Raw genomic sequence first — 14,070 nt, 5'->3', positions numbered from 1 at the left:
GCCGAACACCTTCGACCCGGTTGACGGTCGAGGCCCTGGGTACGCGCGTCACAGACGTCGGTCCGTCAGAGAGACGCGGTCGCAGGGCCGGCGGTGGTGGCGCGCCTGGCGAGCTGAGCGAGCCACCGCCCGGGAATCCGGCCCACCGGCTGACACAGGTCGACCGCACGTCGCCCTAGTGCCCGGCAACCCGGCGAAACACGAGCCGAGTGGTCGCCCGTTCTCAGCCGCTCAGCGGCGGCTGGTCAACTCGGCGACCTGCATCGCGCCGATCACGCCGGCTCGTCGCTCGAGCGTGTCGCTGGGCAGGCGGGCGCCGGTGCCGTCGGCGAGCCGGGTCATCATCTCGAAGTTCGCCGCCACGGCCGCCGCGTCGACCATGAACCCCTCGTCGGTGCGGTCGACGAGCTCGGCCCGCGCAGCAGCGAGCTCGGCGTCGTCGTCACTGCCGCAGGCGCTCGCGAACCGTAAGAGCTCGTTGCCGTGGTCCAGGCCGACTCCGTCGTCCCCGCCGGCGACGGCGGTGAGATCGACGTCGTCGCCGGCCTTCGTGCTGCTCCAACTGAGCATGCTCGCATGGGCGGTCGTTCAATAGAAGCACTCGCGGAGCTGGGCGACGCGGGCCGCGACCAGTTCCATCTGGGGCCGGCTCAGCCCGCCGGCGCGCCGTGACCAGTCGGGATGGACCATCTCCTCGCTCGGCATGTACTGGGCGCCGGCCATGCGCCACGTGTTCGCCAGCTCGCCAGGCACCGCGGAGTAGGCCTGGACGACCGCTGCGGTCTGGTCGGCCGGCGCGGCGACCGGCACCCAGTTCAGCTCGGGCTGGACGACGTCGTCGGGCCGCAGCGCGGTCGGCTCGCCCGGCACGGGCGCGGGCAGCGGCGGCACCTCGGTGCCGATGTTGCGGGAGAAGTGGGCGACGGCGGCGACCGACGAGGCGATGGCGCAGATCTCGACATACGGCAGCTCGCCGATCTGGTCGGCGGCGGCACGGTAGACGTCCTCGGTCATCGTCCCGGCGTGGCGGCCGAGGCGGTAGGCGATGTCGTGTGCGACATCGGCTGCGACCCGCTCGTCGGGCAGCCGCCCACTCGCAGCTACGCCGACCCAGGGTGGCAGCGGCTCGACGTCGGCGATCGCCAGCAGGACCGTGCGCGCCAGCTCGACTCGCTGCTCGCCGGTCCACCAGCTACCGGGAGCGGCGATGTGCTCCCACGCGAGGCGGTGCGCCTCGACCAGATCGTCGCGAACCATCACAGCAACCTCCTCAGGATGCCTTCGATCAGATCGACACGCGCCGGCATCGTGTCGGCGATGACGTGCTCGTGGTCGGCGTGGGCACCGCCGCCGACCGCTCCGAGCCCGTCGAGCGTCGGCACGCCGATCGCGGCCGTGAAGTTGCCGTCGCTGCCGCCGCCGACCGCGACCCCGCCGATGCCGGGCGAGACGGCCTCCGCGAGCGGGAGCAACGTCGCCGACGCCGACTCGGGCATCGGCGGGCGGGCGATCGAACCGCGCACCTCGATCGTCGTGCTCGTGTCGACCGGGGTCAGGGCCGCCATCGACGACTCGACCCGGCGCTTCTCGTCGTCGTCCGGCACACGACAGTCGATGCGGATCCGCGCCTCCGCGGGCACCACGTTGTCGGCCGTCCCGGCGCTCGCCACGGTCGGGGTGACGGTGGTGCCGCTGGCGGCATCGCCGAACGTCGCGATCCTGAGCACCTGGTGCGCCGCCTCGATCAGTGCGTTGACGCCGGCCTCGGGTTCGAGTCCCGCGTGGGAGGCCCGCCCCCGGACGATCACCTCGAACGTGCCGGTGCCCTTGCGGGCCGTCTTGACCGCGCCGCCGTCGGCGCTCGGCTCGAGCACGAGCACGTTGCCGCACGCGGCGGCACGCTCCTCGACCAGCGCCCGCGACGTCGTCGACCCGACCTCCTCGTCGGACGTGAACAGCATCTCGACGCCGGTGGGATCCTCGAGCGCTGCGACGGCGTGGATCGCCTGGACGATGCCGCCCTTCATGTCGAACACCCCGGGCCCGGTCACGCTCCCGCCGGCCACGGTGAAGGGCCGTTGCGCAAGCGTCCCGATCGGGAACACCGTGTCGTGGTGCCCGAGGATCAGGACCGCCGGCTCGCCCCCGCCGGACCACCGAACGTGCGGCCCTGCGAGGCCGTCGATCAACTCGGCCGGCCGCCCGGTTCGCTCGGCCAGCAGTCCGGCCAGGTTGTCGGCGGATTCCGTGATCGCATCGACCTCGAGTGACGGCGACTCGACGTCGACCAGCCGCTGCAGGTCGGCGAGCAGGACGTCGAGGTCGGCCACGGCGGTCACCGTACAACGGCGTCGGGTGGGGCCGTCGACGCAGCAGCGACCATGATGAGGCGATGCGAAGGAGCAGTCGACGGCGGCGCAGCATGGCAGGCGTCGCCGCGGTGGCGCTGCTCATCGTCGCCTGCTCGGAGGACGCATCGCCGCCGCGGTCCGAGGAGACCACGAGGACGAGCGCCGAGGGAGACGCAGGGGACGACGACCTCGCCGTCGGCAACGACGAGCAGGACGACGACGACCGGGATGACGACGATGCGGCGACCAGCGAGTCCACGGACGCCGACGAGCGCACGGACACCACGGCGCTCGACACGCCTGCGCTCGGACCGCCGGTCTCGTTCGCGATCTCTCCGGGCACCGAGCAGGTCACGGTGACCGGCGCGGAGCCGGGCCGCCGGCTCACCGTGCTCGACCAGGACGACACGGTCCTCGCCAGTGGCGAGGCCGACGCGATGGGCGCCCTCGTGTTCCGGCAGGTCGAGGGTGGCAGCGTCGTGACGGTCGGCGACGACGACGAGCGGTCGGGCCCCGTGAAGGTGATGAGCCGCACCGACAGCCCGCTGCCGGCGTTCCACGCCGAGCAGCGGCTCACGATCGGCGACCTGAGCTACATCACCACCCGGGACGGCACCACGCTGTCGGCCAACGTCTGGCTGCCGGGCCCGGTCGAGGACGGCCCCTACCCCACGGTCGTCGAGTACTCGGGCTACACGCCGAGCGACCCCGAATCGAGCGGTTTCTCCGACTTCTTCAACGCCCTCGGGTACGCCTACGTCGGCGTCAACATCCGCGGCACCGGGTGCAGCGGCGGGTCCTTCCGCTACTTCGAGTACTCCCAGAGCCTCGACGGGTACGACGCGATCGAGACGATCGCTGCGCAGCCGTGGGTGCTGGAGAACCGGGTCGGCATGGTCGGCGTGTCCTATCCGGGCATCAGCCAGCTGTTCGTCGCCCAGACCCGACCGCCGAGCCTCGCGGCGATCACGCCGTTCAGCGTCATCGCCGACAGCTCGATCTCGACCCTCTACCCCGGCGGCATCCTGAACACCGGCTTCGCCGTTCCCTGGACCGAGGAGCGGATCGCCGACGCTCGCCCCGAAGGACAGACCTGGGCCGCCGACCGCATCGCCGCCGGCGACGAGCAGTGCGCTGCCAACCAGCAGCTTCGCCTCCAGAACCCCGATCTGCTCGCCGAGATCACGGCCAACCCGTTCTGGACCGACGAGGTCGCAGCCGAGATCGCACCGCGGCTGTTCGTCGACCGCATCACCGTCCCCACTTTCGTCGCCGGCGCCTGGCAGGACGAGCAGACCGGCGGTCACTTCGCCACGATGCTCGACAGGTTCACCGGCACCGACCATCTCTACGCAAGCCTTGCGAACGGGCTGCACACCGAGTCGATCGGCCCCGCGATCGTCCCGCGCCTCGTCGAGTTCCTCGACCTGTACGTCGCCGGGCGGACGCCGTCACTCGGCGCGGCCCGGTCCGTGGTGCCACTGCTCGCCGGCGGCATCTTCGGTACGACCGACGTCGCCCTCCCCGCCGAGGACCGGTTCGAGGGCATGACGTACGAGGACGCACTGGCAGCGTTCGAGTCCGAGCCACCGATACGCGTGCTGTTCGAAGAGGGCGCCGCCGACGGCTTCCCCGACCGGACCCCGATGGCACGGTTCGAGGCCGGGTTCGACGCATGGCCGGTCCCCGAGGCCGACGCTGAGATCTGGTACCTCGACGCAGCTCCGGCGGGCGAGCCGGGCCGGCTGCTCGCCGAGCTCGCCGCCGACGGTGAGACGCGCTACCTGGCCGTGCCCGACGCGATCCCGCAGGCCTTCTACGAGGGCTCGTCATCGGGGGTGTGGTCGGTCGACGTCGACTACGACTGGATCGAGAGCGGGCTCGGCACGTTCGCCTCCTACCTCACCGGACCGCTCGGCGACGACACGGTCGTCGTCGGTTCGGGTTCGGTCGACCTCTGGATGAACACGAACCTCGGTGACACCGACGTCGAGGTCACGATCACCGAGGTCCGTCCGGACGGGCAGGAGATGTACGTCCAGAGCGGCTGGCTGCGGGCTTCGCACCGGGCGCTCGATCTCGACGCGTCGACCGAGCTGCGACCGGTCCACACCCACCGCGAGGAGGACGCAGCGCCGCTCACCGGCCCCGAGGACGGCTACGACCTCGTGCGCGTCGAGATCTTCCCGTTCGCACACGCGTTCCGGGCCGGATCGCAGATCCGGCTCACCGTGGACACGCCGGGCGGCAACCGGGCCGTGTGGGCGTTCGACACGATCGCCCAGGGCGAGCAGGTGGAGATCGCCGCCGGGCCGGCGTTCCCATCACGACTCGTGCTGCCGGTGGTGCCAGGGATCGACGTGCCCGATTCGTACCCGACCTGCGGCGCGCTCCGCGGCCAACCCTGCCGCGACTACGCAGGCACCTGACCAGTTGCGAGATTGCGCGGCGAACGGCTTCTCGTCGCCTTGCTCCGCAGGCGACGCCGTGCACCACGACGATCGGGTCGCCCCGCCTCTCGGCTGGGCTCCCTGGCACAACTCGTAACTGGTTCGGGGGTGGCGGCTGTGGTCGACTGGTTGGGATGGACCATCGGGCCGAGCTGGCCGACTTCCTGCGAGCCCGTCGCGATGCGGTCACCCCCGAGCAGGTCGGGCTGCCGCGCGGCACCTCGCGCCGGCGCACACCGGGTCTCCGCCGCGAAGAGGTCGCGATGCTCGCCGGCGTCTCGGTCACCTGGTACACGTGGCTCGAGCAGGGCCGGCGGATCAACGCATCCTCCGACGTCCTCGCTGCGATCGGGCGAGCGCTCCGCCTCGACGACGCCGGCATCGAGCACCTCCTCGGGCTCGCACAGCCGTCGCCGGCGCCCGTCTCCGCCCCGCGGGAGGCCCCGAGCGCGCTCGTTCGCCTGATCGACTCGATGGAGCCCGCCCCGGCCTACGTGCTCGGGCCGCGGTGGGAGTTCCTCGCCTGGAACGCAGCGCAGGCCCGCCTGTACCCGAAGATCGCCGAGCTCGACGGGCTCGAGTGCAACCTGCTGTGGGTTCTCTTCGCCGATCCGTCGACGCGCGATCTCATCATCGACTGGGACATCCATGCCAGGCAGGCACTCGCCGAGTTCCGTGCGAGCACGACAGCCCTCCGGGGCGACGTCGAGCTCGGCGAGCTGGTCGACGAGCTCACCGCCGAGAGCACCGAGTTCGCGGCATGGTGGCCCGAGCACGACGTCTCACAGTTCGAGACCCGGATCCGCCGGTTCCGGCACCCGGCAGCGGGATTGCTGACGTTCGAGTACCAGCAGCTCGCCCCGGTCGAGTGGCCGGGCCTGCGCGTCACGTGCCAGCTGGCCGTCCCCGGCGACGACAGCGCCGAACGCCTCGCCGTCCGTCACTATCTCGTCTAGAGCTTCGGGTCGCGGCCAAGCCGCTCCCCTTCGGCTCCCGAGCTCGCCGCCTCCGCTTCGCATCGACGCTCGCCCACCTCGCCGACCCGACGCGGTCTGGTTCGTGGCTCCGCCGACCGGCCGAGCCCGCTCGGCTCACCTCCCGAGCTCGCCGCCGCCACGTCGTTTCGGCGCTCGCCCACCTCGCCGACCCGACGCGGTACCACTGCGAGACGGGCACACTGCGACACGGACAACCAGCCCGCTTCGCCGGCGCAACGCGATCCGCGTCGAGATGGGCCGATCGCGACGCGGCGAACGAGCCGGATCGGCTGCGCTCGCCGTGGTGTTCGTGCGAGCCGGGTACGGTCGGCCTCGTGTCAGCACTGAGGCGACGATTCGAGACGCTGCTGCGGCCGGCCGACGTGCGGATCGGCGGAGACCGGCAGTGGGACGTGCACGTCCATGACGACCGCGTGTACACCCGGGTGCTCGCCCGCGGCACGCTCGGGCTCGGGGAGGCGTACATGGACGGCTGGTGGGACTGCGAGGCCATCGACGAGCTCGTGGCTCGGGCCTACCGCTCGGGCATGGCCAAGCAGCTCGGCACGCCGGCCGACATCGCCAGGGTGGCCCGGGCGAAGCTGACCAACCTGCAGCGCGGGCGACGGGCGTTCGAGGTCGGCGAGCGGCACTACGACGTCGGCAACGACCTCTACGAGCGCATGCTCGACAAGCAGATGATCTACAGCTGCGGGTACTGGCGCGAGGCCGACACGCTCGACGCTGCGCAGGCGGCGAAGCTCGATCTCATCCGCAACAAGCTCGTGATCGAACCCGGCATGCGCGTGCTCGACATCGGCTGCGGCTGGGGTGGCGCAGCCGCCTGGCTCGCCGAGCGGGCCGGCTGCGAGGTGGTCGGCATCACCATCTCGCGCGAGCAGGCGGCGCTCGCCCGAGAGCGGTGTGCAGGGCTCCCCGTCGACATCCGGCTCGTCGACTACCGCGAGATCGACGAGCCGTTCGACCGGGTCTACTCGATCGGGATGTTCGAGCACGTCGGCGTGAAGAACTACGCGACGTACATGGACGTCGTGCGCCGCTGTCTCCGCGACCCCGACGGGCTGAGCCTGCTCCACACGATCGGCGGCTACCGATCGAGCAACCGCACCGACCCGTGGGTCGAGAAGTACATCTTCCCCAACTCGATGCTGCCCTCGGCGAAGCAGATCGCCGAGGCCGCCGAAGGGCGCCTCGTCATGGAGGACTGGCACAACTTCGGACCCGACTACGACCGCACGCTCATGGCGTGGCACGCGAACGTCAGCGCCGCCTGGACCGACCTGCCGAGCACGTACGACGAGCGGTTCCGCCGGATGTGGAACTTCTACCTGCTCACCGCGGCCGGCACGTTCCGCGCCCGGGCCAATCACCTGTGGCAGGTCGTGTTGTCTCGCGACGGCGTCGACGGGGCATACCGTCCCGACGGCCTCCGCTGAACCCGGCTACGCCCCGGTGTGGTGGCGACCGGAGTGGGACGTCGCGATCAGCACGACACCGACGACGACGAGCGTGATCGGCGCCGACAGGGGCGCTGGTGCGATCACCATCAGCGCGGCGGCGAGAACCGTTAGCAACACGCCCGCGACGACACGCACGTGAGCTGCGTCCACGGCTCCACGGTCGCGCCCAGCTCACCGGCCGACCAGGGTCGATCGACCCGACGCAAGACACTCGCTCCCGGTGAGACGTTCGTTCTCGGTGGCGCCGCCACCGACGCGAAACACACGGTTCACGCGACGGTCGCGGCGTGGTCACGTCGGTCGCGCACGATGCCACCGTGATCCAGATTCGCCACCTCGCCGCCGACCACCCGGCGCTGACCGCCGACATCGAACGATTCCTCGTGACACTGCGGACCGAGCGGCGCTACTTCGGACCCTCGGCGAGCTCGAACCCCAAGCCGTTCCGATCCCTCATCGCAGACCTGGGACGTCGCGACGGTCGGCGATGGGCGGCGATCGAGTGCGGAACGATCATCGGGCTCGCACGCGTCGACGAGACCGGGCGGCTCCACCTTGCGGTCGCGCCCGATCGCCGGCGCTGCGGCGTCGGTACCGCGCTCGCGCGCCATGCGGTCGAGGGATCGGAGGCCCTCGGCCCCATCGTGCTGCGGTCGACGCGCCGGAGTCACGCAGCACGTCGCCTTGCCGCTCGCCTCGGCTGTGATGTCGTGGACCGAGGGCGCGGTCGCACCGACCTCGTGATCGATCTCGAGCCGACGACAGCCACCGATCTCTGAACCGCTTCGATCAGCCCAGATGCCCCGGCGCGCCGTCGGTCATGCCGACCAATCGGCGGGGAGCTCGGCCCGTCTCGGGGCGTCGGCGCCCCGCCGCTGACAGACGACGCCCGACACCGTGATCGCAGCGGCCGTTGCGGCCGTCAGCGTCTCCAGGCGTTCGAGATCGGTCGACGTGTGCTCGGACGCGGTCCACCACGCGAGGAACCCGCCGCCGAACGCATCACCGGCGCCGATGGTGTCGACCACGTCGACGGCCGGGACCGGCACCGTGGTCTCGCCCTCGCGGCACAGCACCTGCACTGCCTCGGCACCGGCGGTGACGAGGACGGCGCGGGCACCGGACTCCAGCACGGCCCGGGCCGCATCGAGCGGTTCGTCCTCGGGCATGAGGTACGCCAGGTCCTCGTCGCTCACCTTCACGATGTCGGCGTTGGCGAGCAGTCGCAGCACCCGGGCGACGTACTGCTCGCGGTCGGGCACGATGCGCGGCCGGCAGTTGACGTCGATCATCACGACGGCGCGGCCGTGGGCGACGTTGATCGACGACTCGAGGCACGTCGCCATCGGCTCGAGCACGAGCCCCAGACCGCCGGCGAAGAGCACGTCCCCCTCGCCGATCTCGATCGGCACGTCGTACGACGGCGCCGACGTGGCATCGATGTAGAAGCGGTACGTGGCGGCGCCTCGCTCGTCGAGCTCGGCCGCCGCCAGCGTGGTCGGCAGCTCGCACCGCACGGCCCTTTCGAGCGAGACACCGTCGGCACTCAACTGGTCCGCGAGCATGGTGCCGAAGCGATCGACCGAGATCGCGCCGGCGAACGCGACGTCGGCGTCGAGGCGCCCACACACGCGCGCCGTGTTGTACGGCGCGCCTCCCAACGCGGCGGTCGCCGAGCCGTCGGGTTCGATGACGAGGTCGATGAGAGCCTCTCCGGCGACGATGATCACGGCGCCATCATGGCATCGTGACGCGCCGCCGGAGATGAGGCAGACTTGACCCCGTGACCGACACAGCCCGCCCGGCCCCCTCCGAGTACGAGCTGGCGGACCGGTACCGGCGCGAGGACGGCCGTGTCTTCCTGTCGGGCCTGCAGGCGATCGCCCGGCTCCCCGTCGATCAGATCCGCATCGACCGTGCCAACGGCCTCGACACGGCGGCGTTCGTCAGCGGCTACCAAGGGTCACCCGTCGGCATGTTCGGGGAGGAGGTCGAGCGGGCGGCCCGCACGGTGCCCGACCTGCCGATCGTCAACCGCCCCGGCGTCAACGAGGAGCTCGCCGCCAGTGCGGTGATGGGCACGCAGCTCGCTGCGACGCTCGACGACTGCCGGTACGACGGTGTCCTCGGCATGTGGTACGGCAAGGGTCCCGGCATCGACCGCGCCGGCGACGCGATCCGGCACGCGGTGTTCGCGAGCACGTCGCCGCACGGCGGCGTCGTGGCGGTGGTCGGCGACGACCCTGCCGCCAAGTCGTCGACCCTGCCGTCCTCGAGCGACGCCACGATGGTCGACCTGCACATGCCCGTCCTGTTCCCCGGCGACGTGCAAGAAGCCCTCGACCTGACGCGCCACGGCGTCGCGCTGTCGCGGGCGTGCGGCATCTGGTCGGGCCTCAAGCTCGTCACGCCGGTCGCCGACGGCAGCGGCACGATCGACGTCCACCCCGAACGAGTCGTGCCGCGGATACCGACCGTCGAGATCGACGGCAAGCCGTTCCTGCCGCAGCCGAACGGACGCCTGATCGCCCCGTACTCGGTCGCGATGGAGCAGGAGTTCCACGAGGTGCGCACCGAGATGGCCCGCGAGTACGGCGTGCTCAACGACCTGAACCGGGTCACCGTGCGCAGCGGCGACGACTGGATCGGCATCGCCGCCTGCGGCCACACGTTCCACGAGGTCCGTGAGGCGCTCCAGGTGCTCGGGTTCGCCGACGACGAGGCGCTGCGGGCAGCCGGCATCCGCATCTTCCAGCTCCGGATGCCGATCCCGCTCGACCGGCACGACGTCCGCCGGTTCGCCGAGGGCCTCGACGACGTGCTGGTGATCGAGGAGAAGAACCCGACGCTCGAGGTCCTGTTCCGCGACGCCCTGTACGACGTGGCCGAGCGACCGAGGGTGTGGGGCAAGCGCGACGAGGAAGGGCACGTGCTCGTACCGCACCACGGCCTGCTCGACGCCGACCGGTTGCTTCCGGCGCTGCGCCATCACCTCGGCAAGCGGGTCGCCGACCGCCTCGTTCCCGAGCGCCCGAAGCCCGACCGCAACCTGATCCCGCTGACGGTCAACCGTGCGCCGTTCTACTGCTCGGGATGCCCGCACAACGCGAGCACCCGTGTCGAGCCGGGCACGCTGGTCGGTGGCGGCATCGGCTGTCACGCGATGGTCGCGCTGATGGAGCCCGAGCGGGTCGGCGAGCTCGTGGCGCTCACCTGCATGGGCAGCGAGGGCGCGCAGTGGATCGGCATGGCGCCGTTCGTCGAGCGGCAGCACCTCGTGCAGAACCTCGGTGACGGCACGTTCTTCCACTCCGGATCGCTCGCCATCCGCGCCACGATCGCCGCCGGCGTCGACATCACGTTCAAGCTGCTCCACAACGGCACCGTCGCGATGACCGGCGGGCAGGACGCCCAGGGCGCCGTCGACGTGCCCGAGATCGCCACGATGCTCGTCGCCGAGGGCGTCGCCAAGATCATCATCACGAGCGACGAACCCGGCCGCTTCGACGACGTCGAACTGCCCGGACTGGTCGACGTCTGGGACCGGTCGCGGCTCGCCGAGGCACAGCGCGTCCTCGCCGAGGTCAAGGGCACCACGGTGCTGATCCACGATCAGGGCTGCGCTGCGGAGAAGCGGCGCGCGCGCAGCCGCGGCACGCTCGCCAAGCCCGGCTTCCGGGTCGTCATCAACGAGCGGATCTGCGAGGGCTGCGGCGACTGCGGGGAGAAGTCGAACTGCCTGTCGGTCCAACCGATCGACACCCCGTACGGCCGCAAGACCGCTATCCACCAGACGAGCTGCAACTTCGACCTGTCGTGCATACAGGGCGATTGCCCGGCGTTCGCCACCGTCACCGTCGACGACGCGGCCGATCCCGACACACGCGAGCGGCCCGTCGCTCCGTCGCCCGGCGAGCTCGCCGACCCCGAGCCGATCGTCGACACCGACCGCTTCACCGTGCGGCTGTCGGGCATCGGCGGCACCGGCGTGATCACGGTCAGCCAGGTCATCGGCACGGCGGCGCTGCTCGACGGCTTCCACGTGCGCGGTCTCGACCAGACCGGTCTCTCGCAGAAGGCCGGTCCGGTCACCAGCGACGTCCGCATCTCGCGTGGCGAACCGGCGGCCTCCAACTACGCCAACGCCGCCGGCGTCGACTGCCTGCTTGCGTTCGACATGCTCGCCGCGGCCAGCGATGCCCATCGCGAGGGCGCTGTCGCCGGGCGGACCGTCGTCGTCGGGTCGGTCGACGCAGTGCCGACCGGACAGATGGTCGTGCACCCCGGCGAGGCCGCCTACCCGCCACGCGACGACCTCCGCCGCCGGCTCGACGCGGCCTCACGACCCGACGCCAACCGGTACCTCGACGCCGCTGCCATCACCCGAGGTCTGTTCGGGGGCACCACCTCGGCCAACGTGCTGACGATGGGCGTCGCCGTCCAGGCCGGTGCGCTGCCGATCGAGCCGGCGAGCCTCGAGCGAGCGATCGAGCTCAACGGCGTGGCGGTCGACCAGAACATCGCCGCGTTCCGGTTCGGCCGGTCGTGGGCCATCGATCCCGACCGGGTCGAGGCGCTCGCCGGCATCCGAACGGTGCGGGTCGAGACCGTCGATCAGCTCGTCGCGCGGCTGGCCGACGACCTCGTGGACTACCAGGACGCGGCCTACGCGACCCGCTTCCGGAACCGTGTCGACACGGTGCGCCAGGCCGAGGAGCGCACGGCGCCGGGCTCCACCGTGCTCACCGAGGCGGTCGCCCGGAACCTCCACAAGCTGATGGCCTACAAGGACGAATTCGAGGTCGCACGGCTGGCGCTGCTCGACGAGTCGCAGCGCCGGTACCAGGCGGTCGGCGGACCCCGGACCGAGGTCACCTACCACCTCCACCCGCCCGCCCTCCGGGCGATGGGCGTCGACCGCAAGCTCCGGTTCCGCCGCACCGGCCCGCCCTCGTTCGCCGCGCTTCGGGCGATGAAGCGGCTTCGGGGCACGAAGCTCGACCCGTTCGGCCGGGCCGAGGTCCGCCGCATCGAGCGCGCGATGATCCCCGAGTACGAGTCGGCGATCGACCGGCTCGTCGACGGGCTCGACAGCGATCGACTCGACGAGGCGGTCGCGATCGCCTCGCTCCCCGACCAGGTCCGCGGCTACGAGGATCTCAAGCTCGAGCGAGCACGCGCCTATCGCAGCGAGCTCGCGACGCGGCTCCTCTCGTACGCCTCGCGCTGACGGCGACCGGCGCCTCGCGGCGACCGCGACGCCCTCCAGGCGGGTTTGGATTCGGCGGGCCCACGGCCAGACTGGCGCCTCCATGGACGTCCTGACCGCAGTGTTCTTCGTCGTCGGCGTCGCAGCGCTGGTGGTCGGTGCCGAGGCCTTGGTGCGCGGCGCGGCACGGCTCGCGGCGCGCACGGGGCTCTCCTCGGTGGTCATCGGTCTGACGGTCGTCGCGTTCGGCACCAGCGCGCCCGAGCTCGCCGTCAGCCTCGGGGCGTCGTTCCGCGACGAGGCCGACCTCGCGGTCGGCAACGTCGTCGGGTCGAACATCGCCAACGTGCTCCTGGTGCTCGGCATCGCGGCCGCCGCGGGTGGTGGGTTGGTGGTGGCGCAGCGGATCGTGCGCATCGACGTGCCACTGATGCTCGGCGTGTCGGTGCTGGTCGTCGTGTTCGGCTGGGACAACGAGATCGAGCGGTGGGAGGGCGCCGCGTTCGTGGTCCTGCTGGTGACGTACATCACGTGGACGGTGGTCAGCGCCCGCCGGAACGACAGCGCTGCCATCGACGACGAGTACGAGGAGGCGCTCAGCGCCGAGAAGCTCCGCGAGAGCTCGGCGTTCACGGACGTCGGCTTCGTGCTACTGGGCCTGGTGCTGCTCGTCGTCGGCGCGCAGGCGCTGGTCGAAGCGGCGACCGACATCGCCAGGGCGCTCGATGTGAGCGAGCTGGTGATCGGTCTCACCGTGGTGGCGATCGGCACCTCGCTCCCCGAGATCGCCACCTCGGTCGTCGCCGCGGTCCGAGGCCAGCGCGACCTCGCGGTCGGCAACGCCGTCGGCTCCAACCTGTTCAACATCCTCGCCGTGCTCGGCATCACGGCGGCCGTCTCGCCCAACTCGATCCCGGTCCCCGACGGGGCGCTGACCATCGACCTGCCGGTGATGGTGGCGGTCGCGATCGCCTGCCTGCCGTTCTTCGCCAACGGGTTCTCGCTCCTGCGCTGGGAGGGCGTGCTGTTCCTCGGCTACTACGCCGCGTACGTCGTCTGGCTGGTCCTGGACAGCGCCGAGCACGCGGCCCGCAACGAGTTCGCCGTGGCGTTCCTGGGCTTCGTCCTGCCGTTGAGCCTGATCACGGCGGCCGTCATCGCCGTGCGCGACCGCCGCAGCAAGCACGCGCTCACGCCGAGCCAGGTCTGAGCCCGCACTCTCCCCGCCGACCGCCGACGACTGCGACGGGCGAGACCTGGTCCCGAGCCGAACCTGATGAGTGCTGTCGTGTCGGCCGTGTGCGACCGGCGTTGCCGACGGTCACTCGCGCCGGGCCGGGTCCGCGCCCAGCGGCGGTGCGTGCAGGGCGGCACCCGCGATGCCGGCGTTGTTGGCCATCTTCGCCACGGCCAGCTCGCAGCCCGGGTCGAGGCGATTCACCCAACGATCCGGCTGCTTGCTGGCCCCGCCACCGAGGATGATGAGGTCGGGCGAGAACAGCATCACGACGTGGCGGAGGTACGCGTCGACGCGCACAGCCCACTCCTTCCACGAGAGGTCGTCGCGCGACCTGGCACTCGCCGCCGCCCGCTTCTCGGCAT

General features: G+C 71.4%; 11 protein-coding genes and 1 pseudogene. 6 read left to right on the top strand and 6 right to left on the bottom strand.

Annotated features, from left to right (window positions below; translation table 11 throughout):
• Positions 1-231: 231 nt before the first annotated feature.
• From QNJ12_RS20065 to QNJ12_RS20055, 3 genes are read right to left on the bottom strand one after another with little or no spacing between them, the layout of a single operon-like run.
• Entirely contained in the window at positions 232-570 is a 339-nt protein-coding gene (locus QNJ12_RS20065; RefSeq protein WP_300625403.1) for a hypothetical protein, read from the bottom strand.
• Between the two features lie 18 nt (positions 571-588).
• The gene (locus QNJ12_RS20060) at positions 589-1,257 is read right to left on the bottom strand and encodes a hypothetical protein (RefSeq protein WP_300625402.1); all 669 of its coding nucleotides are present in this window, start codon (positions 1,255-1,257) and stop codon (positions 589-591) included.
• The gene (locus QNJ12_RS20055; RefSeq protein ID WP_300625400.1) at positions 1,257-2,330 is read right to left on the bottom strand and encodes a M20 family metallopeptidase; all 1,074 of its coding nucleotides are present in this window, start codon (positions 2,328-2,330) and stop codon (positions 1,257-1,259) included. Before QNJ12_RS20055 ends, QNJ12_RS20060 begins: the two co-directional genes overlap by 1 nt.
• Positions 2,331-2,422: 92 nt before the next feature.
• On the opposite strand from QNJ12_RS20055, the gene QNJ12_RS20050 reads away from it, so the two are divergent.
• From QNJ12_RS20050 to cfa, 3 genes are all read left to right on the top strand, one after another.
• Positions 2,423-4,780 carry a CocE/NonD family hydrolase gene (locus QNJ12_RS20050; RefSeq protein WP_300625398.1) on the top strand — a complete coding sequence of 786 codons (2,358 nt, stop codon included), beginning with the start codon at positions 2,423-2,425 and terminating at the stop codon, positions 4,778-4,780.
• 155 nt (positions 4,781-4,935) lie between these two features.
• Positions 4,936-5,757: a helix-turn-helix transcriptional regulator gene (locus QNJ12_RS20045; RefSeq protein WP_300625397.1), complete on the top strand. Its 822-nt coding sequence runs from the start codon at positions 4,936-4,938 to the stop codon at positions 5,755-5,757.
• Positions 5,758-6,113: 356 nt separating this feature from the next.
• On the top strand, positions 6,114-7,235 hold the full coding sequence (cfa, locus tag QNJ12_RS20040) for a cyclopropane fatty acyl phospholipid synthase (RefSeq protein ID WP_300625395.1): 1,122 nt from the start codon (positions 6,114-6,116) through the stop codon (positions 7,233-7,235).
• A 6-nt stretch (positions 7,236-7,241) separates the two neighbouring features.
• Here cfa and QNJ12_RS20035 read toward each other — a convergent pair whose 3' ends face one another.
• Complete coding sequence (locus QNJ12_RS20035) at positions 7,242-7,409, bottom strand: hypothetical protein (RefSeq protein ID WP_300625393.1); 168 nt, start codon at positions 7,407-7,409, stop codon at positions 7,242-7,244.
• Positions 7,410-7,576: 167 nt separating this feature from the next.
• On the opposite strand from QNJ12_RS20035, the gene QNJ12_RS20030 reads away from it, so the two are divergent.
• The gene (locus QNJ12_RS20030; protein WP_300625391.1) at positions 7,577-8,038 is read left to right on the top strand and encodes a GNAT family N-acetyltransferase; all 462 of its coding nucleotides are present in this window, start codon (positions 7,577-7,579) and stop codon (positions 8,036-8,038) included.
• A 39-nt stretch (positions 8,039-8,077) separates the two neighbouring features.
• Here the strand turns inward: QNJ12_RS20030 and QNJ12_RS20025 are convergent, their stop codons facing one another.
• Positions 8,078-8,989, bottom strand: a complete 912-nt coding sequence (locus tag QNJ12_RS20025) for a PfkB family carbohydrate kinase (RefSeq protein ID WP_300625389.1) — start codon at positions 8,987-8,989, stop codon at positions 8,078-8,080.
• Between the two features lie 53 nt (positions 8,990-9,042).
• Here QNJ12_RS20025 and QNJ12_RS20020 point away from each other — a divergent pair, with 53 nt between their 5' ends.
• Positions 9,043-12,489 carry an indolepyruvate ferredoxin oxidoreductase family protein gene (locus QNJ12_RS20020; RefSeq protein ID WP_300625387.1) on the top strand — a complete coding sequence of 1,149 codons (3,447 nt, stop codon included), beginning with the start codon at positions 9,043-9,045 and terminating at the stop codon, positions 12,487-12,489.
• Positions 12,490-12,571: 82 nt separating this feature from the next.
• On the top strand, positions 12,572-13,678 hold the full coding sequence (locus tag QNJ12_RS20015; protein ID WP_300625385.1) for a calcium/sodium antiporter: 1,107 nt from the start codon (positions 12,572-12,574) through the stop codon (positions 13,676-13,678).
• Positions 13,679-13,789: 111 nt separating this feature from the next.
• Here the strand turns inward: QNJ12_RS20015 and QNJ12_RS20010 are convergent.
• Positions 13,790-14,070: pseudogene (locus QNJ12_RS20010) on the bottom strand (ROK family protein); the annotation flags it as partial.

The sequence above is a fragment of the Ilumatobacter sp. genome (genome assembly GCF_030065885.1).
In the GTDB taxonomy this organism is placed as follows: domain Bacteria; phylum Actinomycetota; class Acidimicrobiia; order Acidimicrobiales; family Ilumatobacteraceae; genus Ilumatobacter.
Note: the sequence above shows the minus strand (reverse complement) of the source record. Positions and strands in the feature narration are given on the sequence as shown.